The organism is Bradyrhizobium sp. UFLA01-814, assembly GCF_046718885.1.
Classification (GTDB): Bacteria; Pseudomonadota; Alphaproteobacteria; order Rhizobiales; family Xanthobacteraceae; genus Bradyrhizobium; species Bradyrhizobium elkanii.
Genome location: NZ_JAQOSR010000026.1, coordinates 11,937 through 33,948, shown reverse-complemented (window position 1 = coordinate 33,948; position 22,012 = coordinate 11,937). Strand labels below are relative to the sequence as shown.

Genomic DNA, 22,012 nt, shown 5'->3' with positions numbered 1-22,012 from the left:
TGGAATTTCCGCGCTGTGGCAACGCTCGCGATTTCTTGCGCCTCTTCAATCGATTAGCGTCAGCGTAGAAATGGAAATTGTTGCGAACGAAATTGCAGCCCGCCCTACGCCTGCGCTTGCTGCGTGCGGTTCCCGCGAAGTTCGGCCGTGAGTTCGGCTGCGATCTGGTGCACGATCGTACCGATCTCCGGCAAGCGTTCGTTCGTCAGCCTGTCCGCCATGCCCGATACCGAGATCGCGGCATATGGCTCGTTGCAATCGTTGAAGACGACCGCGGCCACGCAGCGCAGGCCGAGGCGCGCCTCTTCATCATCCACCGCATAACCCTGACGCCGCACGTTCTCCAATTCCTTGAACAACTCGCCGGGCCGCACGATCGACTTTTCAGTCAGCCGCGGCATGCCCTGACGGCGAATGATCGCGTTGACGTCTGCATCGGAATAGGTAGCCAGCACCGCCTTGCCCACTCCCGAGGCGATCATCGCGACGCGTCCGCCGACCTTGGTCAGCGAGCGCATGATCTCACGGCTTTCAATGCGGGACACGACGATGATGGATTCATCATCGACCACGGCAAGATTGGCCGTTTCCCGGGTCTGGTCGCGCAGCTTGCGCAGATAAGGCAGCGCCTGCGCGGCAAAATTCCGCCGGCGCACAAAGGTCGAGCCGACCACAAAGCTTTGCGCGCCGATGTGCCATTTGGATTCGTCGCGGTCGAATTGAACGAACCTGCGGTTCTCGAGCGTGGTCAGCAGGCGATGTACGGTCGAGGGCGACAGGCCGGTGCGGATCGCCAGATCGGTCAGCCGATAGCCTTCATCATCCTCTGCAAGTGTCTCCAGGATTTGCATGGCGCGATCAACGGACTGAACACCGCCGTCGCGCGCGTCCGGCTCCGGCTGCGCGCGAAGATCGGGATCGGACGGCTTGCGCCGGATCGGCTCTCTTTTCATCACGACTTGCCCCTAACCGGTTGCAGTTCAGAACGAAATTGCTCGTCGAGAACGAGCGCCAGAATTGGCATATGGCATACCAAAAAGCCCGGGAGTCAAGGCGACATCCTCGCGAATAGGTCAGTATTTTTGCCATTCTTCTTAGAAAATGGCTCGATTCTTTTGTTTGACTTCTGGGATAATGTATACCACGATCGTTTCACAGCGACCTAATCAAGCAACCGGGAGGACGATGCCATGTACGTCGGGGACATCCTTCGCGCCAACAATGCGCACGTGGTGACGATCGGCTCGAACGAAACCGTGAGCATTGCGGCGAACCTGATGTACGCGAGCAATGTCGGCGCCCTCGTGGTCAGGAACGCCTCGCGCAGCAAGGACGCCGCAGTGATCGGAATGTTCAGCGAGCGCGACGTCGTCGCTGTGATCGCCGAGCGCGGCACCAATGGTCTTGCCATGAAAGTCGCGCAGTTCATCTCGCCGCGGCCGCTGGTGTCCTGCAATTCGCAAGATGCGCTCACGGATGTCGAGCGCCTCATGGCCCGTCACGGGATCCGACATATCCCCGTCATCGACAACGGCCGGCTCGTCGGCGTCGTGAGCATGCGGGACATCACCCTTGCTTACGAGGAAGCCGCCTGCGCGGCCTGACGGAGTTACCCAAGGCCATTGCCACGCTACTCGGTTCGAGCCCGCTCCGGCTCCTGCTGTGTCCCCATTCTGCTTGCGAGGATCTCATGAGAATCTGCATCTACGGCGCCGGCGCAATCGGCGGCTATCTCGGTGTCGAATTGATGCGCGCTGGTGCCGATGTCAGCCTGGTCGCGCGGGGCGCGCATCTCGCCGCGATGCGGCAGAACGGCCTGAAGCTCCTGATGGGCGACGAGGAGCGCGTCGTGCATCCTCGTTGTACCGATAACCCCGCCGAACTCGGCGAGCAGGATTATGTCATCATTTGCCTCAAGGCGCATTCGATCACCGGCGTCATCGAGCCGATGCGGCCGCTGCTGGGCGATCGGACCCGCATCGTCACCGCCGTCAACGGCATTCCCTATTGGTATTTCCACAAGCACGGTGGACGGCACGAGGGATCGACGCTCGAGAGCATCGATCCCGGCGGTCGGCAGTGGAACGAGCTAGGCCCCGAACGTGCAATCGGCTGCGTGGTGTACCCCGCCACCGAAATCGAGGCGCCCGGCGTGATCCGCCACGTCTACGGCAACAACTTTCCGCTGGGCGAGCCCTCCGGCGAGATCACATCCGACGTCCAGAAACTTTCCGAGCTGTTCGTGGCCGCGGGCATGAAAGCACCCGTTCTCGACCGTATCCGTGACGAGATCTGGCTCAAGCTGTGGGGCAACGTCTGTTTCAACCCGATCAGCGCCCTCACCCACGCGACGCTCGACGTGATCTGCAGCAATCCCGGCACGCGCGCGCTGTCCCGGGCGATCATGCTGGAGGCCCAGGCGATCGCGGAAAGCCTCGGCGTCAAGTTTCGGGTCGATGTCGAACGCCGCATCGAAGGTGCGCGCAAGGTCGGCGCGCACAAGACCTCGATGCTGCAGGATCTCGAACGTGGACGTCCGGTCGAGATCGATCCGCTGATCACCGTGGTGCAGGAGATGGGCCGGATGACAGGAATCGCGACGCCCGCCCTCGATGCGGTGCTGGCCCTGGTCGCGCAGCGCACCAGGCTGGCCGGCCTCTATGACGGAGCGGCCGGCGCCGCAGCAGCAGAAACGCTGGCGGTGGCGTGATCCCGATGGCCAATGTTACGCGCTGGGTCCGCTTCCGCCACCATGCCGAAATCGGCTTCGGGCAACTCACCCCAGCCGGCATCTCCGTGCACGAAGGGGACATGTTCGGCGACACGCGACCGACGGGACAAACGCTGGCGCCGGACAATGTCGAGCTGCTCGCCCCGACGCAACCGAGCAAGATCATCGCGCTCTGGAACAATTTTCACGCACTTGCGGAGAAGCTGAAATCGCCTGAACCTGCCGAACCGCTGTACCTGTTGAAAGCGCCAACCAGCGTCACCGCACCCGGCGCCGTCATCAGGCGCCCGGTGGGCTACGACGGCAAGACGACCTACGAAGGCGAGCTTGGCATCGTCATCGGCAGGAGCTGCACGGCGGTCGCGCCCGAGCAGGCCGACGCCTTCATCTTCGGTTACACCTGCACCAACGACGTCACCGCCGCGGACATCCTCAATCGCGACCCGACCTTTCCGCAATGGGCACGGGCCAAGGGCTTCGACGGATATGGCCCCTTCGGTCCCGTCATTGCCTCAGGCCTCGACCCCGCACGCCTTGTGGTGCGCACCATCCTGAACGGCGTCGAGCGCCAGAACTACCCGATCGCGGACATGATCTTCAGCGCACAGACGCTGGTCAGCAAGATCTCGCACGACATGACGCTGTTGCCGGGCGACCTGATCTGCTGCGGGACATCGATTGGCGTCGGGGTGATGAAGGAGCCTGTCAACACGGTCACCGTCGCGATCGACGGAATCGGCGAGTTGACCAACGAATTCCGTCAGTAGGCGGCGGCGGGACGATCACCCGACGCAGCCGGCCCAAACGACAGTGATCTTAGGAGCGTACATGATCTCCACGAATCCGGCATCATCGGCCGGCGGCTTCCGTTGGCTGCAGCTGGCGATCGGAATTGTCTGCATGGCGATGATCGCCAACCTGCAATATGGGTGGACACTGTTCGTTGATCCGATCGACGCGAAGTTTCACTGGGGTCGTCCAGCCATCCAGCTCGCCTTCACGATTTTCGTGATGACGGAGACATGGCTCGTGCCGGTGGAGGCCTGGTTCGTGGATAAATACGGCCCCCGCATCGTCATCACGTTCGGCGGGCTGATGATCGGGTTGGCCTGGGTCATGAACTCATACGCCTCATCTCTCGTCACGCTTTATGCGGCAGCAATCGTCGCGGGCATTGGCGCCGGCGCCGTCTACGGCACTTGCGTCGGCAATGCGCTGAAATGGTTTCCGGACCGGCGCGGCCTGGCTGCAGGGGCAACCGCCGCCGGGTTTGGCGCCGGTGCGGCCCTCACCGTCGTACCGATCGCCAACATGATCGCCGCCAGCGGCTACCAGAGCACCTTCCTGACCTTCGGGATCGGGCAAGGCCTCATCGTCATCCTGCTGGCCTGGTTCGTCCGCCCGCCGGATGGCGTCGAGGCGCCCAGGAAGAAGCGGCTCAATCTGCCGCAGAGCGCGATCGACTACACCCCGCCCCAGGTGTTGCGCACCCCGATCTTCTGGGTCATGTACCTGGTGTTCGTCATGGTGGCTTCGGGCGGGTTGATGACCGCCGCGCAAATCGGGCCGATCGCCCATGACTTCAAGATCGCGGACACGCCGGTCACCCTGGCGGGCTTCCAGATGGCGGCGCTGACGTTTGCCATCTCGCTCGATCGCGTCTTCGATGGTTTCGGCCGTCCGCTCTTTGGCTGGGTCTCCGACAATATCGGCCGCGAGCACACGATGTTTATCGCGTTCGCGACTGCGGCGCTGATGTTGCTGACGCTGTCCAGCTACGGTCACATTCCGGTTGTCTTCGTGCTGGCCACGGCGATCTATTTCGGCGTCTTCGGCGAAATCTACAGCCTGTTTCCCGCGACGGCGGGCGACACGTTCGGCGCCAAATACGCAACCACCAACAACGGCATGCTCTACACGGCGAAGGGCACGGCAGCGCTGCTCGTGCCGCTTGCGAGCATCATCTCTTCCCAGCTCGGCTGGCAGGCCGTGTTCATCGTCGCGGTTGCACTCAATGCTACCGCTGCCCTCACCGCGTTGTTCCTGATCAAGCCGATGCGGCGCGCGTTCATTCTCGGCAGTGAAGCGACGGCAAGCGCCGCAACCGCTCGCGCGAAGGTCTTTCCCGGTGAAGGCGGTCGACTGGAGGCACCCGTGTCTTACGACCGTCTCGAGAAGGCGCCATAACAAGAGACTTATCGGCCGGAGCGCAAACGATTGAGCGACAAATGGACGGATGTGCGAGCTCGGACCGCCCTGCGGCGAATCTTCGGCGCCGCCATCGCGAGCGCCGATCCGAGGATCACGATCGCCAGCGCCCTGCCGGCAAAGCCGAAGGGCAGATGCATCGTCGTCGGCGCGGGTAAGGCGTCGGCGGCCATGGCGGCGGGCCTCGACGCGGCATGGCCTGACGTCGATCTTTCGGGTGTCGTCGTCACGCGCCACGGCCATTCGGTTCCAACCGGCCGCATCGAAGTGCTCGAAGCGTCTCACCCCGTGCCGGATGACACGAGCAAGGCCGCTGCCCTTCGCATGCTGCGCGCCGTCGAGGGGCTTTCAGCAGACGATCTCGTCATCGCGCTGATGTCCGGCGGTGGCTCGGCGCTGATGACCCTTCCGGCATCTCCGATGACTCTCGCCGACAAGCAGGCGGTCAATCGGGCACTCCTTGCAAGCGGCGCGACAATTGCCGAGATGAACGTTGTCCGCAAACATCTGTCTGCGATCAAGGGCGGGCGGCTGGCGCTGGCTGCCCGTCCCGCCCGCGTCACGACCCTTGTGATCTCAGACATTCCCGGCGACGATCCCGCCGCGATTGCCTCCGGTCCCTCGCTGCCGGACAGCAGCACAAAAGCCGATGCGCTGGAGATCGTTGGCCGGTTTGCCATCGACCTGCCGGAAGCGGCGCGGCTTGTGCTTGAACGGGCGGACGAGACGCCCAAACCCGGCGAGATCGATGCCGATGTCCGCATCCTTGCCGCTCCATTCCATGCGCTTGACGCTGCGGCCAGCGCCGCCAGAGACGAAGGCCTGACGCCGATCATCCTTGGCGACGCGATCGAGGGCGAGGCACGGGAACTCGGAACCGTGATGGCCGGCATCGCCCTATCAGTCGCGAGGCGCGCGCAGCCAGGCCCCGCCCCCACGGTGCTGCTGTCCGGAGGAGAAACGACGGTTACGATCGGGCGCGGGCCGGCGGGACGTGGCGGCCGCAACACCGAATTCCTGCTGGGGCTTGCCGTCGCCCTGTCCGGCGCGTCCGATATCTGGGCCATTGCGGGCGACAGCGATGGAATTGATGGAACGGAAGATGCGGCTGGCGCTTTGATCGGTCCGGATACGCTGCGGCGCGCCGCCGCGAATCTGCTTGACGCACGGGCGTACCTGGCTGCCCATGACAGCTATACGTTCTTCGACCGCCTTGGAGACCTCGTACGCACCGGGCCAACGCTTACCAATGTCAACGATATCCGCGCCGTGCTGATTGCAGCCGGCAAGCCGGGAATCAAGCCAGCAATGAGGTGACCCATGCGCCGTCATCGACGCGCCAAGATCGTCGCAACCGTCGGTCCCGCCAGCAGTTCCCCCGAGATGCTCGAGGCGCTGCTGCTGGCGGGCGTCGATACATTCCGCCTGAACTTCAGTCACGGAACGCAGAGCGACCACGCACGCATTCACGCGGCGATCCGAAAGCTGGAACAGGAAGTCGGCCGACCGATCGGCATCCTGATGGACCTCCAGGGTCCGAAGATCCGCGTCGGCACCTTGCGCGATGGAAAGATCGCCGCAGTGGCCGGAGAGACCATTCGGTTCGTTTTGTCCGGATCGGAAGGCGACCGAACCGGAATTCCCCTCCCGCATCGGGAGATCTTTGCCGCCGTTGCCCCTGGCCATGACCTTCTGATCGACGACGGCAGGGTCCGCGTTCGCGTTACCGGGCTCGGTGACGATTTCATCGAAGCCAAGGTGATCGTCGGCGGCACGATCTCGAATCACAAGGGCGTCAATCTGCCGGGGACGGTCCTCGATCTTTCACCGCTGACCGCGAAGGATCGCCTCGATCTGGAGTTCGGCCTGAAACTTGGCGTGGATTGGGTTGCGCTGTCGTTCGTGCAGAAGCCCTCGGACATCATCGAGGCGAGAGGCCTCATCGGGGACCGCGCCGGTCTGATGGCCAAGATCGAGAAGCCGGCAGCGCTCGAACGGATCGACGATATCATCCAGTTGTGCGACGCCATCATGGTTGCGCGGGGAGATCTCGGCGTCGAAATCCCGCATGAGGACGTGCCGGGGCGCCAGAAGGAGCTGGTGCGGGCCTGCCGTCTCGCGGTGAAGCCCGTGATCGTCGCCACGCAAATGCTCGACTCCATGGTCGCCGCCCCTACGCCGACGCGTGCGGAAGTCTCCGACGTTGCGACCGCCATCTATGACGGCGCAGACGCAGTGATGCTGTCGGCCGAGTCCGCGACAGGCCGATATCCGCGCGAGGCGGTCGAGATGATGGACCGCATCATCCGCAGCACCGAGCAACACAAGATGTACCGCTCGATCGTCGAGGCGACCCAGCCCGGCGAAGAGCAGACGCCACCGCATGCCGTGGCGACGGCAGCGGCCGATCTCGCCTCCGTCGTTCACGCCGCGGCCATCGTGGCCTACACCTCGAGCGGCACCACGGCCGCACGCGTCGCGCGCAAGCGGCCGAGCCGCCCGATCCTCGCCATCACCCCAAGCCGCGAAGTGTCGCGTCGCCTGTGCCTGCTTTGGGGCGCTCACAGCGTGCTTTCCGGCGACGTTCAGAGCCATGAGGAGATGGTCGAGCGCGCAACTGCATTCGCGCATGCAGAGCAGTTTGCATCGAGCCGCGATCTGCTGGTCGTTGTTGCCGGCATTCCCTTTGGACAAGCGGGAACGACCAACAATCTACGGGTCGTATCGCTGCCCTGAGAGAACCGTCGGCCCGAGCGATTGCATCATCAGCGCTCCGCGCGGCATGGTGCGAGCGATGGTCGCACGCCTCCCGATCGCCTAGGTCAGCATCGAGATGATCGACTGAAGCTGATCGGATGCTGAGGTCACGAGCCCGTCGAACGATGTCTGGCCGTGAGCTGCGGCTCGCAGGATGCATTCCGCAACAGCGGCCTTGAGACCGAACACGGATTGATCCGCCGGCACGCTTGTCATGACCGCATCCAACGCATCGCGCATCGTCTGGATCAGTTCGGCGCTGTGCTTCATGGCTGTCCCTCCGCAGGCTCAAAATAAGCCGGCGGTGCGGGGTCGCCACTCACAAGCGCGCGATTCCAAATTGCCTTTTCTTAATGCAGTGACAGGTACGTGAACCAGCGAGCGCTAGAGCTCTCTCTCGGCAAGCTTGCGAAACGCATCGGGCACCGAATGAACCACCTCCAGCGCGGCTGAACCATATCCGATCGCCTCCCAGCCAAAGCGCTCGCGGATCTTGTCGATCGCACGGTCCGCCGCCCAGCGGGCCATCCCTGTCGGGCTTCCAGGGCGAAGCGCTTCATCCGCCAGTCCGAGTGGAAGCTCCAGCGCAAGATCCCAATGCTCCTCGAGATGCGACACCGAGATCGCCAACAGCGAGATGACCTTCTCGCCGGGATGGTCGGCAAGGGCAGCGCGCACCAGATTCTCGGCGAGCCGGGCCAGGACGATGGTCGTGCACACCGGCGCATCGAGCGTCATCGAGCGCGTCACCGACTTCAGGTCGGCGAAGCGGACGCGCACCGTCACGGTTCGTCCAGGCCGTGACTTCGCCCGAAGCCGCGTGGCGACGCGGTCGGCGAGATGGAGCAACGTTGGCCGGATGACTTGCTCGATCGCAGGCTTTCGGCCGAGTGCCGATTGTGCTCCTGCCGATCGCGCGCGCCGGTGTGGCTTGAGCTGTCGCGGATCGCGATTCCAGGCCAGCGCGGCGAGTTTCTCGCCCGCTGCCGGACCGAGCAAGTGCATCAGCGACCGTTCCGACAGTTTGGCGAGCTGACCGATCGTCGCAACGCCGATCGCGTCCAACCGGGTCCTGGTGACCGGCCCTACCCCCCACATCAACTCAACCGGCAGTTCGTGAAGAAAGCTTAGCTCGGCGGTGGGATCAACGACGACAAGTCCGTCGGGCTTTGCGACCTGCGAGGCGATCTTCGCCAGATGCTTGGTGCGGGCGACGCCGACCGAGATCGGAAGGCCGAGCTCGGTGCGCACGCGCCACCGGATCGACGCGGCTATCTCGGCAGGCGTTCCGAACAGGTGCGTGCAGCCGGCAACATCCGCAAACGCCTCGTCGATCGAAATTCGCTCGACCAGCGGCGTGAAATCGCCGATCACCTCGATGGCCGCGTCACCCAGCCGCTGGTAGTCGCTGAAATGGCCGCCGACGAAAACAAGTTGCGGGCACAGTTGGCGGGCTTCCCGCCCCGACATGCCGCCATGCACCCCGAAGGCCTTGGCCTCATAGGACGCCGCAAGCACAACCCCGCCCCCGACTGCGATCGGCTTGCCGCGCAGCGACGGCTCGAGCAGTTGCTCGACCGATGCGTAGAATGCGTCGAGGTCCGCATGAAGGATGGTGGCTGCGGCTGCCATCTCGACCCGTTCATCCCTGACCTGACCGAAGCCGCCCGTCTCCGGACGTGGAAATTGACAATAGAACAAAATAGGAACATTCTGGAATCGAGTCAATCCAGCACGTCGCCGCGGCCGCTGGCGCCGCAAACGACGCTAGGCGTCAACGCGAGTTGCCACCGCGCGCGCTTGCCGCGCGAGGGGGTCTGCCGGCACTTCCTTCAGCCGCCTTCGCCACATCGCCCCCGGTCTCGGCCCGCGGGAGATCGAAGTGGGAGTTGCTGCGAGGCATTGACGCGACGCACGTCAGCGGATCGTTCGAGATGCATGACGGCGGCTTCTGCGATGGACGACCGCACGCAGCTTGCGCGTATTGCCGCACCAGCTCACCCATCAGCTGGCTGACTTTGCCGCGCAGGGCTTTTTCGGCTAGATATTTTGCAATGACCGACCAATCTCATCAGGTGGACTTCCAAGCTGCGGCCCACCTTTACAAATGGCCTTCGCTCAACAACTCGAGGCGAGAGGATCGCGCGCCCTATATGGTCGTCAACGGAACGCTCGACCAATGCATTCGAGATTTCATGGGCAAGCCCGAGAAGACGCGACATCTTTACGAGATCCGGACCAAGTCGCAGCCTCCCCTCGTCCCCGACGTGCTGTCACCCGAGCATGTGATCGAGCTCTCCAGGCTTCGCGAGTTTCTCTGAGGCGCGCAGCGAACGTGATCCCGACGCGTCGCGTTTGCGGGCCGACTTATCCATCTGTCGTAGGTCTGGTGCCGGATTGTTTGCCCCTTGGGGAGCCGGTACACTTGCTCGACTCCCTGACTGACCGACGTCCATGCCGGCATGATTGATCCGCTTCGACCCCGCTGAGGCTTGCACGTCGCCTGACGGGAGAGGAACGACCGCACGGCCGGTTGATGGGGCATCGCGAGGCGCCGCATGAGGTTCAATCTGGCGATCCTGAGTGTGCTGGCCGCAAGGCCCGGGGAGCGGATCGCGATCGACGAGGTCAGCCGCGAGGTCAAGCGCATGATCGCGGCCGGCGATGAAGCCGCGCAGTCGAAGCGGCCGTCCGAGCTTGGCGACGCCGACGTCTTCCAATCGGGATGGGCATCGATCAACGATGCGGGCCTGCAGATCACCGATTCGGGACTCTCGCTGTGGCGCTCGCTTGAAACCGCCCGCATCGAGCAAAGACTCGATCCACAGGAAACGGAACAATTGGACGCTGTTGCAGCCGACACGCGCCATCCAGGTGCGGACACCGCGATCGACCGTCCCGACAACGTTGATCTCGAGCTCCCCGGCATGACGCGCGAGGACCGCGACGACCGCCAGCCATCCGGCGAGGGCCGTTCGACCACTGCTCCCGACATCCCCTCGGGGGACTCTCCGATCATCCCTGCGCCTGCATTCGGCTCGTTTCAAGCGACGAACCGAACGGCTTCGCGGCTATCCGGTCTGGTCAGCTTGCTCGGCACGACCATGCCCAAATTCGCCGCCGCGCGGCGACGGCGATCCGCGGAGGATGTCCCGGATCGTCGTGCCGATCGTCGAGGCGGATTGACGGGGCTGGCGGTGGCGTGCCTCAGCCTGATCTCGGTCGTCGCTTGCGTTGCCGCCGCGATCGCGCTTGGTCAGCTCTCTTCGCTGAAGTCGGACATTGCCGCGTTGCGGCGGGAAATCGCGCCGCTGAGGGAACGCCTCGCCAGACTCGAACAGGTCGAAGTCGCAAAACGCGATGCCGCCCAGCAGGAAGATGCGCAAAACAAGGCCGAGGCGGAAAAGAAGCTGACTGACAGCGCAGGCGAGCAGGCCGCGCTCAGCCTCTCGCGTGAAGAGATTCAGTTGATAAGGGAGTACATCAAGGCAGCGCCTTCGGCCGGCGCAGCTGTCGCGCCGATCAATGTCGGCGATCCCATCACCGGCGGAATGATTCCGCTGCCTTCATCGCTCACGGAAAAGCTGCCGCGCCTTGTCGGCGCGAGATTTGCGACCCGCAACGGTGCCATCATCATCAGCACACGAAACAGCCGCCGCGTCGATGCCGTGCTGATGCCGAACTAGATCGTGGCGAGGTCAAGTCGCAGGAGCGAGCTGCCAAAATATCGAAAACAACCCCATGCAAAGGAGCCGGCGGACCCGGCAACTCGACGCGTCGGGAAAAATTGGGTATTATCATACCTCTAAAATCGTGCAGAGGCTCATGAACCGCTGTCAACCTACGGCTGATTATTCGGCGGACGCTCGATGAACTTCCGGCTGCCGTTGAGAAGCTCGAGGTTGTTGGCGATGACAGGGTTGCCCGGATCGAGCGAATACGCCTTCTCGAACTTCCGCCGCGCGCCGCTCAGATTGCCGCGCAGCATGAGGGAGTAGCCCTGATCGTTGAGGATCTGGACGGTCTCGCCGCCAAGCCGGATCGCCTGCGCATAGGCCTGATCGGCAAGATCGAAGCGGCGCAACTTGTCATAGCTCGCCGCGAGGCCGACCCAGGCCGTCACGTCCTTCGGCGCCTTCTCGACCGCCTCCTTGAAATAGCGCTGCGAGATTCCGTAATTGCCGCGGTTGTAGTGCTCGAGTCCCATCCGCACCGGTTCGTCGGAGGGATAGTATTTGACGTCGGTCGGCTCCTGCACGGGGTCACCGCCCGGCGGATCCACGGGCGCGACGATCGCAGCTTCCCGCGTCGTGTAGTCACAGGCCCCAAGGCCGGTCGCCAAGCCGCAACAGATCAACGCCGGCGCGAGGCGATGCAATCCTCGCCCCGTTCCCCAAGTCCAGCGCATCCCCCGCACCATTCGAAGATCCATCGCAAAACTACCTACGAAAACAGACGGCACGACCGAAATACCGAGGTCCGCCGAAACCTAACGTCGCACTTCCCTTCCGAATCCCCGCCCCGGCACTTGGCCGACGCCAAAAGGACATTACCTGCCGCCGCCTCCGACCCCGACGGCCACCGATCCTCCGGTCCCTGCGCCCAATCCGGTCGTGTTGACGTTCTGAATGGTGGTGACGGGCGGCGGCTGGCCCATCGCCTTGGTCGGTTCGGGTATATCAGGCAACTGATCCACCGGCCGGGTCGTGGTGCCATAGCGCTGCACGGCACCGTTTGTACGCCGCGCGTCATACGCGATCCTGCGATCGCCGACATAGGCCGGCCACGGATGGATCGTGTGCGTAACGGCGTTGACCTCTTTGGCGTTGCCGGCGCTCATCGTGATGGTGTCGGAACGCTGCACGTAGCGGTCCATCTCGTCATGTCCGTAAAGGCCGTAGCAGCCGCCGAGCAGGAAGGGTGCGAGCAAAGCCAGATATCGGATGGTCATCTCTCGCCTCCCCTAGTTCAAGGTCTTCACGACCGGCTGGTTCGCACTGACAGCCGGTGGCGGAGCCGGAACAACAGCGTTTGGCGCGATGATGTGACCATAGGGTCCCTTCACGTCGCCGCCGGAATTGACGTAGTCGTCGTAACGCTTGCGCACTTCCATCTGGCCATTGAGGAAGAAGTCGACGTCATTGGCCGGCAGGCGGGAATCGAGCGGCGATGCCAGCTGCTGACCGGGTGCCGCCGGCGCGACCAGGCGCGGCGTCACGATGATGACGAGGTCGGTCTCCTGCTGCTGGTACGACTTGCTGCTGAACAGGGTTCCGATCACAGGTACCGAGCCGATCCAGGGCAGTTGCGAGACGTCCTGCCGGTTGCGGGTCTGCAAGAGGCCGGCGATGGCAAAGCTCTGGCCGTCGCGCAACTCGACCGTGGTGCGTGCGTCACGGCGGGTCAGCGCCGGGATCGTCGTTCCGGCGATGCTCACCGCGTTGGTAAAATCGAGCTCGCTGACCGAGGGCTCGACGCGGAGATTAATCACTCCGCGCGACAGCACGGTTGGCACGAAGGCCAGTTCGACGCCGAACTTCTTGTAGTCGATGCTCACGGTTGGCAGTGCGCCCGGGACCGGCGACGAGGCGACCGGCACCGGGATCTCGCCTCCTGCCAGGAATCGCGCGGCATCGCCCGAAAGCGTGGTCAAATTCGGCTCCGCTAGCCGGCGGGCCAGCCCTTTGGTTTCCAGTGCGGTAATCAGAAGGTCTACTGAACTGCCGTTGCTGGTTCGAAGAATGCTCGTCAACAAGCTTCCGAACGGGGGCGCAGCCACGCCGCCGGCGGAACCAATAAGCGATCCCACCGTCTGAAGCACCGGAAGGCTGCCAGTGGGCGTCGACCCTACGGCAATGTTGGGATCAATTCGGTTGATATTGCCCGTTGGATTGGTGTGAGTGACGCCGCCGATCGGCACTCGACCTATACCGGTAAATCCGCCGAGGCCGGTATTGCCAACATTAGTACCGTTGGCGTTCGCCGCATAAAGGTTCACACCGAGATCGCGTCCCGCCTCGCGGCTGACCTCAAGGAAGCGCACCTCGAGCATGACCTGCTGCGGCGCCGCAACGCTCATGGCATTGACCACGATGGCGTCCTTGGGAACGCTGCCCTGGGCAATCGTCATCGCCCGCTCGGCGGCGACGGCATCGGCGGCCATTCCGCTCAGCACAACCTGCCCTTCGGAGGAGGACACGCGAATGCCGCGTGTGCCGGTGCCTGACTGGATGTTCTGCTGCAAATTGCCGATATCGAGCGTCACCTCGACATCGAGGATGCCGATCTGCTTCATCGAACTGTCGAACAGGATGACGTTGGTGGTGCCGGTCTTCCTGCCCTGGACGTAGATGAGATGGTCGCTCAGCGACTTCACGTCGGCGATATCGGGCGAGCCCGCGACGATCGACGAGAACGCCGTATCGACCCTGAAGGTGCGCGACTTGTTGATCGTGACCTTGACGCGCTGGACGTCGCTCATCTCGCTGACGAACACGCCGCTGGACGACGGCGCCCGCCGGTCCGCGGCGACAGCAGGATCGGTGAAATGGAACAGGGCGATCGCAGCGCCAAACGCCATCGCGCTCAAGGCAACCAGCCCAAGTCCCGCATCGACCGAAACGCGACTTCCCATCATGCCAATCCCCTTCGCCGCATCTCCGCGACGATCCCCGTAAACCTACGACCTCGGCGTCCCGATCACTCCCGTTCGTCCACCACGCCGTAGAGCTTACAGTCTGTCCGACTACAAATCGTTACTCGCAAAATTCCGATTCCCGGCGCACCGGGCACTCACCCGGGTCGCAAGGCCGCTAATGGCGGCTCTGGGATCATCCCCTGCCCCGCGCCTCGATTGCAAGGAAAGAGGTCCGCCCGGCCGCGGCAACCCCGGAGAAAACTCCCCGATGTTGCCAGCGCGCACCACTTCCGTGGTCCGGTTGAGCTATTTCTCGGCCCGCCCACGGGCCGAGCCGGCCTGGCGGCCGCCCAAGCCGGCGCCACCGATCAGCCTCGCCGAATCGGACTCTCCTCAGAACGGAATTGTGGTCGACACGCTCGGCGAGTTGAGGGACGTGCCCCAGATCGGCATGATCATCGAGAAAGACACCGACGCCGTCACCGTCAGCGCCGAGGCGCCCGCCGTCGTGGTCACCGTCGGCGTGAGACTGGCGCCGTACAGGAAGGGAGCAACGGCCTGCTTCTGTGCAAGCGTTAGATAGTCACCGGTGCAAGTGGATGGTGAATTGGCCGCCAGCACAGCGGGCGTGTAGCAGCTGATCATGTTCGCCCGGGCGCCGGCATCCGCAAGCAGGCGCAACGATTGCATCGTGATCGCGTATCGTCCGAAATCAAAGATAGCGAAGATCAGGGTGAACAAGGGCACGGCGATGAGACAGAACTCGAGAGCCGCCACCCCGCGCTGATCGAGCCTTTTCATCACTGCACCAAGCGCACGCTTTGAACGTTGGGCTTTGCTGCCCCATCCGACGTACACTTACTGTTGTCCAGGGTCGTATTGCCTTGGAAATTCACCGCGTAGGCTATGACCTGGTAACAACCGGTAGCCGGGGCACTCGACGAGCTGTTGCCTCCGTAAGTGACAGGCGTATTTGGTACGTAAACCGTGCCATTGAAGTAGCTGCTGGAACTGCCAGAGATGTTGACGCCCTGCTTCGAATAGGCCTCATTGTCATAGATGAGAAGGTCAGTCATCAGCGCCTTCACCGTCGATGACAAGACCGATGGGCCTGCCGGCGACTTCACCGCCGTAATCTGGATCGTTGGGCTGCCGGTGATCGTGAGCGATCCGCCTCCGAAGAAGATCAGGGTAGCAGTTCCTGTAATGGTCGGACTGCCGTTGATCTTGACGTTTCCGGTAATGTAATAGGTGCCGCTCAGCGCGGACGGGAGCGTGGGACTGCCCTTGTTGTAACAGGCACCTGTCTCATACGAAACGGCTGTCGAGCCGCTGCACGAACCACTCGGAAAATCAGACGTCTTCAACGCGGTCAGCGCCGTGTTCACGGCACTTAATGGATCGGGGATCGGTTGCTGGTAAGTCAGCACGCCCGTGCATTGGCTTCCCCCCGTCTGGGAGCAGCCGCCGACCGTGTAGCTCGGCGCATTTACCTGGATGCCGGAATTGCCGACGAAGCCGATCGCGTTCGACGCGCTGCTGTCCGACGAAATACCGCACGTCGCCGACGACACGGTGGGGCTACCCTGAAAGGTGACCGGATCCTTCAGAGCCAGCACGCACGGAGGTTTCGCCAAGCTATCAATTCGCGCAACTGCCGTTGCGGCGATAGTGACCGTCGACAAGCCCAGCACCTGAGCCAAATATCCCGGCTGCTGCTGGCTGATGGTGGCCTGAACGTAAGTCCCCGCTACCCCGTTCCACGACGTCAGCGAGGCGACCTGGACTGTCCGCGTGACGCCGCTGGTCGCCACACATCTGGAGCCGGGATAGGCCGTGTCGCCGGAATTGCAGAACGTATTCTGGGCCGCCGCCTGCTTGCCGCGGTAATCATATGTCTGGGTGGTGTTGCAGCTCGTGCCCGGCTGCGGAGCGCTGTCGCACGCGAGCCGCAAGGCACCGGCGTAGGCCGCCGCATCAGCCGCACCCTGGGCGCGTTGCTGGGTGACATACCAGGATCCGGCCTCACCGCCGAGCGCCATCATTCCGATCAACGGGATCAACGCAATCACGGTTGCGAACGCGGCTGAGCCGCGACGGCAATGAAGCATGTTACGCATGGACCACCTCATTGAAACCGTTCCGAATAGGTCAGCGTGAACGAACAAGGATTGCTATTGGTGCTGGTGCAAATCGCCGACCTCAACACCATCGGCGCCAGCGTGATCGTCGTTGAATACACGTAGTACTTCGGCTGCGAAGCATCAGAATTTGTCGAGTCGCAGACCGCATTGCTCTCGCCGCAGATCAGCTGGATGCTGGGAATCGGATAACGGGAATCGGACTTGGCGAGCGCGGCCGCCGCCCAGCTGGACGCGTTCGTGACGTCGCCCGGCGGGGAGTACTGGATGGACTGTCCGAACCCGCGCAGCGCCGCGAGCGCCTGGATGTATTGGAAGCCCGCCAGCGCAAGATCGGCAAGCGGCAGCAGAATAACCAGGAACAGGAAAGCGAAAACGAACAGCATCTCGAACGCGACGGCGCCGCGTCGATCCGCGATCAGGGAACGCTTGCCGCTCACACGGCTTTTCCAGCTCTGCATGGCCGCTCACCAGACATAGGGAACCAATCTCCAGCGCGAAGCTTCGTAGCTGGAGTATTCAGGAAGCGTGCGCCGAAGCACGTCCTCCTCGTAGTGAATTCGCCAGACCTGGATGCAGATGTGCAGAATCAGCAGGCCCACGGTCATCCAGCTCAGATGCTGCAGCACGACGCCAAGGAACACGATCTCTTCCGACAGATAGAGCGGATGCTTGATCCACCGGTACGGCCCGGTTTGCACCACCGAACGCGCCTGCGGCACCAGGCTGAACGATCGTCCGAGATGACGAACGGTCACGAGGATCATGATCATGCCGGTCAGCACGAAAACCGCGGACAACAGGTTCGGCAATGCGCCCTCGGTCTTCTCGAAAAACGTGATCGTCCATGGCCAGTATGTGCCGACGAACGCGGCAACCCTCGGCAGCAGGCCTTCGGCCTGCGCCTTTGCGGGCCCGCGGATCAGGATCAGCAGCGCCAGCATCAGGTAAAACACCGCGACAAGGAAATTCGAGACGAGCGACGGCCAAGGCACCCCCGTCTTCGCGAGGTTGGTCGTCACGGCAAGTCCCAACAGAAGGAACCATGCGCTGCCCAGGAATCGGGTCGCCCGATCGTAGGCCAGGTTCGTCGAAAGACTCATTGCAGCTGCGCTCATGGCTCAATTGCCGAGGTTGGAGAATGTACGGATCAAATGAAGGAACGGGCTTCCGCCCAGAATGACGAACATCGCAGGAAGCAGGAACAGCACCATCGGAACGGTCAGCTTGGCGCCCAATTTGTGCGCCCGCTCCTCGAGCTTGGTGATGCGTTCCCGGCGCAGGTCGACTGCGATGCTGCGTAGCGCCTGACTGAGCGGCGTGCCATATTGCAGGCTCTGGCTGACCATGGTGCCGAAACGACGAAGACCTTCCGACGTGGAAGCGAGCTTCTCGAAGGCGTCGGCACGGTTCGGCAGGATCCGGAGATCATCGAGAAGACCGCGCAGCACGTGGGTGATGGCGGGATTGGTCTCCCGCATCTCCTCTGCGACACGCTCGATCGCGCTCTCCAGGCCCATGCCGGCCTCGCTGCAAACCACAAGCAGATCGATGGTGTCGGGCGTGCCGAGCCGGATCGCGGCATCGAAGCGTCGCTTCACGACCAGCAAGATCAGGCGCGGGATCATGATTCCAAACGCCAGGCCAAGCAGCGTGAAGATCATCACGTCGGTGAACGGCCGCCCAAGAATCTGCGAAATAGAGAAAGCCGCGAACGGCAACGCAAATGTGCTGACCGTCTTGAAGCCGATCCAGATCGGCAGGGTTCGATAGTGATTGAACCCTGCCGACTGAAGAACCATCCTCAGCTGGTCGAGATTCTCCTGGGCGTAGTAGCGCCTGTAGCGCATGCCGACCGATGAAAGCCAGCCGATCAGATCCCTCGAATTCGATCGATCGGAGATGCCCAGCACGGCATTCGAGACCCGCGTGTCCAAGGTGCGGAGATGTATCTCGCGAATGACCAGCAGGAAGGTCGCGGCCGCGAGTGCGACGGCAAGCGTGGCAAAACCGAGAACAGCCGTCATAGGGTGGTTTCCCTTCTGACCATCCAACGGATCACGAAATGCCCGATCAGGACCGAGCACGCCGCATAAGCGAGAAGCACGTTTCCTTGCGGATCGAACAACAGCAGATCGACCGACTGCGGATTGATCAGATAAAGCAGCCCGCCGATCACGACCGGCGCACAGGTAAGCGCACGCGATGAAAAGATGACCTCTCCCGCCAAAGCCTTCGCACGGGCCGCCAGCGCAACCCGCTGACTCACGGTCTCGCCCAACGTCTGCAGCGTCTCGGCCAGGCTGCCGCCGGTCTTCAATTGCACCGCGAGGGTTACCGCAAACATCGCATATTCCGACACCTGCGTTCGCTGATAGATCTCCTCGACGGCTTCCTCGGGCGACCGGCCCAGGTTCAGTTCGCTACAGACGATGGCAAATTGCCCGGATGTCGGTTGTGGCATCTCGCGGGCGATGGTGCGAAATGCTTCGTGGACGGGCAGTCCGGACCGGACAGTGCTCGTCACCAGCTGGACCGCATCGGGAAGCTGCTGGAAGAGCTGATTTGCAAAGCGTTGTTGCTGCCATCCGAACAGACCGCGCACGACCAGGATGGCGACGCCGACAGCCGCAATGGCTCCATAGGAGCCAGGGAACCTCAGGAATCCATTGACGTAGAGAATTCCTGCCGCTGCCATTCCCCCTGCAAGCAGCACATAGACCGGCCGTACGACGTACACCATATCAGGGCGATAATTGGCGAACCGCTGGAGCGCACGCCAACGCGACGTCTTGGCTGCGCGACGGATGGACACCAAGGCTGCTGCTTCAGCCGTCGGCAGAGCGATCTCAAGCTGGCGCTCCATTCGTCGCTGTCGTGCGTCGAGCCAAAGCGTGTTTGCCCCAGCACACAACAGAAGCACCAGAACGATGATCAAGGGCGTCGACATCAGATGTGCCTCATCGCTTCTGCCCAGGCCCGATCGAGCCCGTAATAGACGAGGCGGCTCTTGAACTTCGGAACCGCATTGGTGGAGCGGTACGTGCCGGATATCCGCCCCTGGACATCCTCGTCCTTGTACTCGAACAACGCGATGTCGTTGGTGGTGATCACCTCGCCTTCGAGGCCGATCACCTCGCTGATCTGCACGATGCGGCGCTGGCCGTCGCGCATGCGCTCGACTTGCACGATCAGATCCAGGGCGGCGACGATCTGAGAGCGAATCGCGCGCGATGGCAGATTGACCTGCCCCATCTGCACCATGTTCTCCACGCGGGTCAGAGCATCGCGGGTGCTGTTGGCGTGCACGGTGGAGATCGATCCATCATGGCCGGTGTTCATCGCCTGCAGCATGTCGAACGCCTCGGCGCCGCGCACCTCACCGACGACGATGCGGTCCGGACGCATACGAAGTGCGTTCCACAGAAGGTCGCGCTGCGTCACCTGGCCGGTGCCCTCGAGGCTGGCCGGACGGGTCTCCAGGCTGATCACGTGCGGCTGCTGAAGCTGCAGCTCCGCCGCGTCCTCGATCGTGACGATGCGCTCGCTATGGTCGATGAACTGACTCAAGGCGTTCAGCAGCGTCGTCTTGCCGGAACCGGTGCCTCCGGAGACCAGGACATTGAGCCGGCAGCGGGAGGCGATCTCCAGCAGCTGTCCGAGCGCGGCGGTCATCGAGCCGTTTTCGATCATCCCGGCGATGTTGAGACGCCGGTTCGGAAATTTTCGGATCGAGATGCAGGGGCTATGAATCGCCAGCGGCGGCAGGATGATGTTGACGCGGCTGCCGTCCGGCAGACGGCAGTCGACCATCGGGCTGGATTCATCCACCCGCCGGCCGACCTGCGAAGCGATTTTCTGTGCGACGGAGGCGATATGGTCATTGTCGCGAAACCGGACCGCAACCCGCTCCAGCTTGCCGGCCCGCTCGACATAGACGTTGCTCGGCCCGTTGATCATGATGTCGTTGATCGTCTCATCGAGCAGAAGCGGACGCAGCGGCCCGTAGCCGGTCATGTCGTCCGCGATCTCCTCCGCCAGGAAGAGCTGCTCGCGGCCCGACAGCTCCAGCCGCTCCTGGTTGGCGATGCCGTGGATGATTTCCTCGATCTGCCGCCGCAGGACGTCGCGGGGAACGGTCGCGGCCACCGACGGCTCGATCTGCTCGATGACCCGTTCGCGCAGGGATGCCGACATCACCGGATGGTGGGTCGCAGGTTCTTCATGCTTCGGCGCCGATGCAAACAGGCTGGACGCCGGTGACGCCACGCTCGGCTCCGCCGGCGGCAACGGCGGCGGCACCGGCCGCGCGCTTGGTGCCGCCGCCGGGGCGTCCGGCACCGCTGCGGGCATCCGCACTGGCATTTCGTCTGCGCGCCTGCCGAACTTTTTCATAGCCCGAGCCACCTCTTCCACCCGGCCTTTTTCTTGGCACCAACGCCGGTGATTTCCCGTACGATCGGAGCGAGGTGACGCCGCAGCCCGGATACGTGCTTGAGAGCCGGAACGCCGAGATTGACCGCCTGGGTCATTCCCTTGCCGAGATCCGGGATGATCATGTCCGGCTCAGCGCCCAGCGCCTTGACGATCGTCGCCCTCGGCAGACCGCCGGCGCGGTCGGCACGGTTGAGCAGGGTAAACACGCGATCCTTGCCCGCGATGTTGGTGACGGCGTTGCGCAGCGCGTGGGCATTGCGCAGGCCGGTTACTTCGGCCTCCAACAGCACCAGCACATGACGGGACATCTGAATGACCGGATAGATCGATGCCGGGAACGGCACCGGCACATCGACAACGACGTAGTTGAACCGCTGACGGAGCAGGCCCAGCACGTGCCGCACGCCAGCTTCGGTGATGTCGAGCTTCGCATCGAGCTCCTCGTCGCCGGAAATCAGGCAAACCCGATCATTCACCTCGATCGCCGCCCGCTCGAGAAACAGCGTGTCGGCCCGCATCGGGTTTTCAAGAGCGATGCGGAGGCCGGGTCCAGGGCGAACGCCCAGCATCACCGCGGTCTCGCCGCCCTGCAGATGCAGGTCGAGCAGCGCCACCTTCGCCTTGGTGGTTTCAGCCAGTTGCAGCGCGAGGTTGATCGCGACGCTGGTCGCGCCGGCGCCGCCCTGCGCGCCACAGATCGACACCACGTGCCCGCCGCGGTCATTCTGGGCCGGCGCGGCGTCGCCGATCAGCTTGGGACGCAGCTGGTCGAGCACCATATCCCTGGTGATCGGCGTCGGCAGGTATTCAGTAAGGCCGATCTCCATCAGCTCGCGGTAGAAGACGATCTCCCTGTTGTCTCCAATCAGGGCCACCTTCACATCGGGCGGACAGACACTGGCGAGGCGTTCCAGTTCGGTGAAGGGATCATCGATCCCGCTGATGTCGGTCACCAGCGCGTACAGATCGGTGTCGGTCTCGAGCATGCGTGTCGCATGACGGATGGTGCCGCGCCGGATCACCAGGTTGCTGCCGTCGAGACCCTTGCGAAGGGCCGCCGCGCTCAGCTCGTCGTTGACGAAGCAGACGATGCGGTTGCGC

General features: G+C 63.2%; 22 protein-coding genes. 8 read left to right on the top strand and 14 right to left on the bottom strand.

Annotated elements, in window-relative coordinates:
* Positions 1–104: 104 nt before the first annotated feature.
* On the bottom strand, positions 105–953 hold the full coding sequence (locus tag PMN64_RS10850) for an IclR family transcriptional regulator (RefSeq protein WP_411780699.1): 849 nt from the start codon (positions 951–953) through the stop codon (positions 105–107).
* 237 nt (positions 954–1,190) lie between these two features.
* Here PMN64_RS10850 and PMN64_RS10845 point away from each other — a divergent pair, with 237 nt between their 5' ends.
* The 6 genes from PMN64_RS10845 to pyk all read left to right on the top strand — a co-directional run bounded on the left by PMN64_RS10845 (position 1,191) and on the right by pyk (position 7,675).
* Positions 1,191–1,604 (top strand): CBS domain-containing protein, encoded by a 414-nt coding sequence (locus PMN64_RS10845; protein WP_411780678.1) that lies wholly within the window; start codon positions 1,191–1,193, stop codon positions 1,602–1,604.
* Positions 1,605–1,690: 86 nt separating this feature from the next.
* Positions 1,691–2,710, top strand: a complete 1,020-nt coding sequence (locus PMN64_RS10840) for a 2-dehydropantoate 2-reductase (protein WP_411780677.1) — start codon at positions 1,691–1,693, stop codon at positions 2,708–2,710.
* Positions 2,711–2,715: 5 nt separating this feature from the next.
* Positions 2,716–3,498, top strand: coding sequence for a fumarylacetoacetate hydrolase family protein (locus PMN64_RS10835; protein ID WP_028345074.1), 783 nt, complete (start codon positions 2,716–2,718; stop codon positions 3,496–3,498).
* A 61-nt stretch (positions 3,499–3,559) separates the two neighbouring features.
* The gene (gene oxlT / locus PMN64_RS10830; RefSeq protein ID WP_028345075.1) at positions 3,560–4,918 is read left to right on the top strand and encodes an oxalate/formate MFS antiporter; all 1,359 of its coding nucleotides are present in this window, start codon (positions 3,560–3,562) and stop codon (positions 4,916–4,918) included.
* 30 nt (positions 4,919–4,948) lie between these two features.
* Complete coding sequence (locus PMN64_RS10825; protein WP_028345076.1) at positions 4,949–6,256, top strand: glycerate kinase; 1,308 nt, start codon at positions 4,949–4,951, stop codon at positions 6,254–6,256.
* Positions 6,257–6,259: 3 nt separating this feature from the next.
* Complete coding sequence (gene pyk, locus PMN64_RS10820) at positions 6,260–7,675, top strand: pyruvate kinase (RefSeq protein ID WP_411780676.1); 1,416 nt, start codon at positions 6,260–6,262, stop codon at positions 7,673–7,675.
* 81 nt (positions 7,676–7,756) lie between these two features.
* Here the strand turns inward: pyk and PMN64_RS10815 are convergent, their stop codons facing one another.
* Together PMN64_RS10815 and dinB are read right to left on the bottom strand one after the other, a co-directional pair.
* Positions 7,757–7,966, bottom strand: a complete 210-nt coding sequence (locus PMN64_RS10815; protein ID WP_028345078.1) for a hypothetical protein — start codon at positions 7,964–7,966, stop codon at positions 7,757–7,759.
* Between the two features lie 114 nt (positions 7,967–8,080).
* Positions 8,081–9,328, bottom strand: coding sequence for a DNA polymerase IV (gene dinB, locus PMN64_RS10810; protein ID WP_411780675.1), 1,248 nt, complete (start codon positions 9,326–9,328; stop codon positions 8,081–8,083).
* Between the two features lie 257 nt (positions 9,329–9,585).
* Between dinB and PMN64_RS10805 the strand changes: the two genes are divergently transcribed.
* The gene (locus PMN64_RS10805) at positions 9,586–10,017 is read left to right on the top strand and encodes a hypothetical protein (RefSeq protein WP_411780674.1); all 432 of its coding nucleotides are present in this window, start codon (positions 9,586–9,588) and stop codon (positions 10,015–10,017) included.
* A gap of 327 nt (positions 10,018–10,344) precedes the next feature.
* Entirely contained in the window at positions 10,345–11,382 is a 1,038-nt protein-coding gene (locus tag PMN64_RS10800) for a hypothetical protein (protein ID WP_411780673.1), read from the top strand.
* Between the two features lie 155 nt (positions 11,383–11,537).
* On the opposite strand, the gene PMN64_RS10795 is transcribed toward PMN64_RS10800, so the two are convergent.
* The 11 genes from PMN64_RS10795 to PMN64_RS10745 all read right to left on the bottom strand — a co-directional run bounded on the left by PMN64_RS10795 (position 11,538) and on the right by PMN64_RS10745 (position 21,897).
* Positions 11,538–12,116 carry a tetratricopeptide repeat protein gene (locus tag PMN64_RS10795; protein WP_411780672.1) on the bottom strand — a complete coding sequence of 193 codons (579 nt, stop codon included), beginning with the start codon at positions 12,114–12,116 and terminating at the stop codon, positions 11,538–11,540.
* A 129-nt stretch (positions 12,117–12,245) separates the two neighbouring features.
* The gene (locus tag PMN64_RS10790) at positions 12,246–12,647 is read right to left on the bottom strand and encodes a hypothetical protein (RefSeq protein ID WP_411780671.1); all 402 of its coding nucleotides are present in this window, start codon (positions 12,645–12,647) and stop codon (positions 12,246–12,248) included.
* A gap of 12 nt (positions 12,648–12,659) precedes the next feature.
* Positions 12,660–14,333, bottom strand: coding sequence for a type II and III secretion system protein family protein (locus tag PMN64_RS10785; protein WP_411780670.1), 1,674 nt, complete (start codon positions 14,331–14,333; stop codon positions 12,660–12,662).
* Positions 14,334–14,726: 393 nt separating this feature from the next.
* Positions 14,727–15,191 carry a TadE/TadG family type IV pilus assembly protein gene (locus tag PMN64_RS10780; RefSeq protein WP_411780669.1) on the bottom strand — a complete coding sequence of 155 codons (465 nt, stop codon included), beginning with the start codon at positions 15,189–15,191 and terminating at the stop codon, positions 14,727–14,729.
* A complete protein-coding gene (locus PMN64_RS10775) occupies positions 15,134–16,453 on the bottom strand; it encodes a pilus assembly protein TadG-related protein (RefSeq protein ID WP_411780668.1) in 1,320 nt (439 codons plus the stop codon). Before PMN64_RS10775 ends, PMN64_RS10780 begins: the two co-directional genes overlap by 58 nt.
* Positions 16,454–16,461: 8 nt before the next feature.
* Positions 16,462–16,914, bottom strand: a complete 453-nt coding sequence (locus PMN64_RS10770; RefSeq protein ID WP_411780667.1) for a hypothetical protein — start codon at positions 16,912–16,914, stop codon at positions 16,462–16,464.
* 27 nt (positions 16,915–16,941) lie between these two features.
* Positions 16,942–17,577 carry a methyltransferase family protein gene (locus PMN64_RS10765; RefSeq protein ID WP_411780666.1) on the bottom strand — a complete coding sequence of 212 codons (636 nt, stop codon included), beginning with the start codon at positions 17,575–17,577 and terminating at the stop codon, positions 16,942–16,944.
* Between the two features lie 18 nt (positions 17,578–17,595).
* Entirely contained in the window at positions 17,596–18,501 is a 906-nt protein-coding gene (locus PMN64_RS10760; protein WP_411780665.1) for a type II secretion system F family protein, read from the bottom strand.
* Positions 18,498–19,424 (bottom strand): type II secretion system F family protein, encoded by a 927-nt coding sequence (locus tag PMN64_RS10755; protein ID WP_411780664.1) that lies wholly within the window; start codon positions 19,422–19,424, stop codon positions 18,498–18,500. Before PMN64_RS10755 ends, PMN64_RS10760 begins: the two co-directional genes overlap by 4 nt.
* Positions 19,424–20,869 (bottom strand): CpaF family protein, encoded by a 1,446-nt coding sequence (locus PMN64_RS10750; RefSeq protein WP_028345089.1) that lies wholly within the window; start codon positions 20,867–20,869, stop codon positions 19,424–19,426. Before PMN64_RS10750 ends, PMN64_RS10755 begins: the two co-directional genes overlap by 1 nt.
* Entirely contained in the window at positions 20,866–21,897 is a 1,032-nt protein-coding gene (locus PMN64_RS10745) for a CpaE family protein (protein WP_259239313.1), read from the bottom strand. The genes PMN64_RS10750 and PMN64_RS10745 overlap by 4 nt, the downstream gene beginning before the upstream one ends.
* Positions 21,898–22,012: the final 115 nt, after the last annotated feature.

What these genes read in the sequence shown, in the direction of transcription:
- PMN64_RS10850 (WP_411780699.1), bottom strand. Translation starts at nt 953, where the DNA reads ATGAAAAGAGAGCCGATCCGGCGCAAGCCGTCCGATCCCGATCTTCGC.
- PMN64_RS10845 (WP_411780678.1), top strand. Translation starts at nt 1,191, where the DNA reads ATGTACGTCGGGGACATCCTTCGCGCCAACAATGCGCACGTGGTGACG.
- PMN64_RS10840 (WP_411780677.1), top strand. Translation starts at nt 1,691, where the DNA reads ATGAGAATCTGCATCTACGGCGCCGGCGCAATCGGCGGCTATCTCGGT.
- PMN64_RS10835 (WP_028345074.1), top strand. Translation starts at nt 2,716, where the DNA reads ATGGCCAATGTTACGCGCTGGGTCCGCTTCCGCCACCATGCCGAAATC.
- oxlT (WP_028345075.1), top strand. Translation starts at nt 3,560, where the DNA reads ATGATCTCCACGAATCCGGCATCATCGGCCGGCGGCTTCCGTTGGCTG.
- pyk (WP_411780676.1), top strand. Translation starts at nt 6,260, where the DNA reads ATGCGCCGTCATCGACGCGCCAAGATCGTCGCAACCGTCGGTCCCGCC.
- PMN64_RS10815 (WP_028345078.1), bottom strand. Translation starts at nt 7,966, where the DNA reads ATGAAGCACAGCGCCGAACTGATCCAGACGATGCGCGATGCGTTGGAT.
- dinB (WP_411780675.1), bottom strand. Translation starts at nt 9,328, where the DNA reads ATGGCAGCCGCAGCCACCATCCTTCATGCGGACCTCGACGCATTCTAC.
- PMN64_RS10800 (WP_411780673.1), top strand. Translation starts at nt 10,345, where the DNA reads ATGATCGCGGCCGGCGATGAAGCCGCGCAGTCGAAGCGGCCGTCCGAG.
- PMN64_RS10795 (WP_411780672.1), bottom strand. Translation starts at nt 12,116, where the DNA reads ATGGTGCGGGGGATGCGCTGGACTTGGGGAACGGGGCGAGGATTGCAT.
- PMN64_RS10790 (WP_411780671.1), bottom strand. Translation starts at nt 12,647, where the DNA reads ATGACCATCCGATATCTGGCTTTGCTCGCACCCTTCCTGCTCGGCGGC.
- PMN64_RS10785 (WP_411780670.1), bottom strand. Translation starts at nt 14,333, where the DNA reads ATGATGGGAAGTCGCGTTTCGGTCGATGCGGGACTTGGGCTGGTTGCC.
- PMN64_RS10775 (WP_411780668.1), bottom strand. Translation starts at nt 16,453, where the DNA reads ATGCGTAACATGCTTCATTGCCGTCGCGGCTCAGCCGCGTTCGCAACC.
- PMN64_RS10765 (WP_411780666.1), bottom strand. Translation starts at nt 17,577, where the DNA reads ATGAGTCTTTCGACGAACCTGGCCTACGATCGGGCGACCCGATTCCTG.
- PMN64_RS10760 (WP_411780665.1), bottom strand. Translation starts at nt 18,501, where the DNA reads ATGACGGCTGTTCTCGGTTTTGCCACGCTTGCCGTCGCACTCGCGGCC.
- PMN64_RS10755 (WP_411780664.1), bottom strand. Translation starts at nt 19,424, where the DNA reads ATGTCGACGCCCTTGATCATCGTTCTGGTGCTTCTGTTGTGTGCTGGG.
- PMN64_RS10750 (WP_028345089.1), bottom strand. Translation starts at nt 20,869, where the DNA reads ATGAAAAAGTTCGGCAGGCGCGCAGACGAAATGCCAGTGCGGATGCCC.
- PMN64_RS10745 (WP_259239313.1), bottom strand. Translation starts at nt 21,897, where the DNA reads ATGCTCGAGACCGACACCGATCTGTACGCGCTGGTGACCGACATCAGC.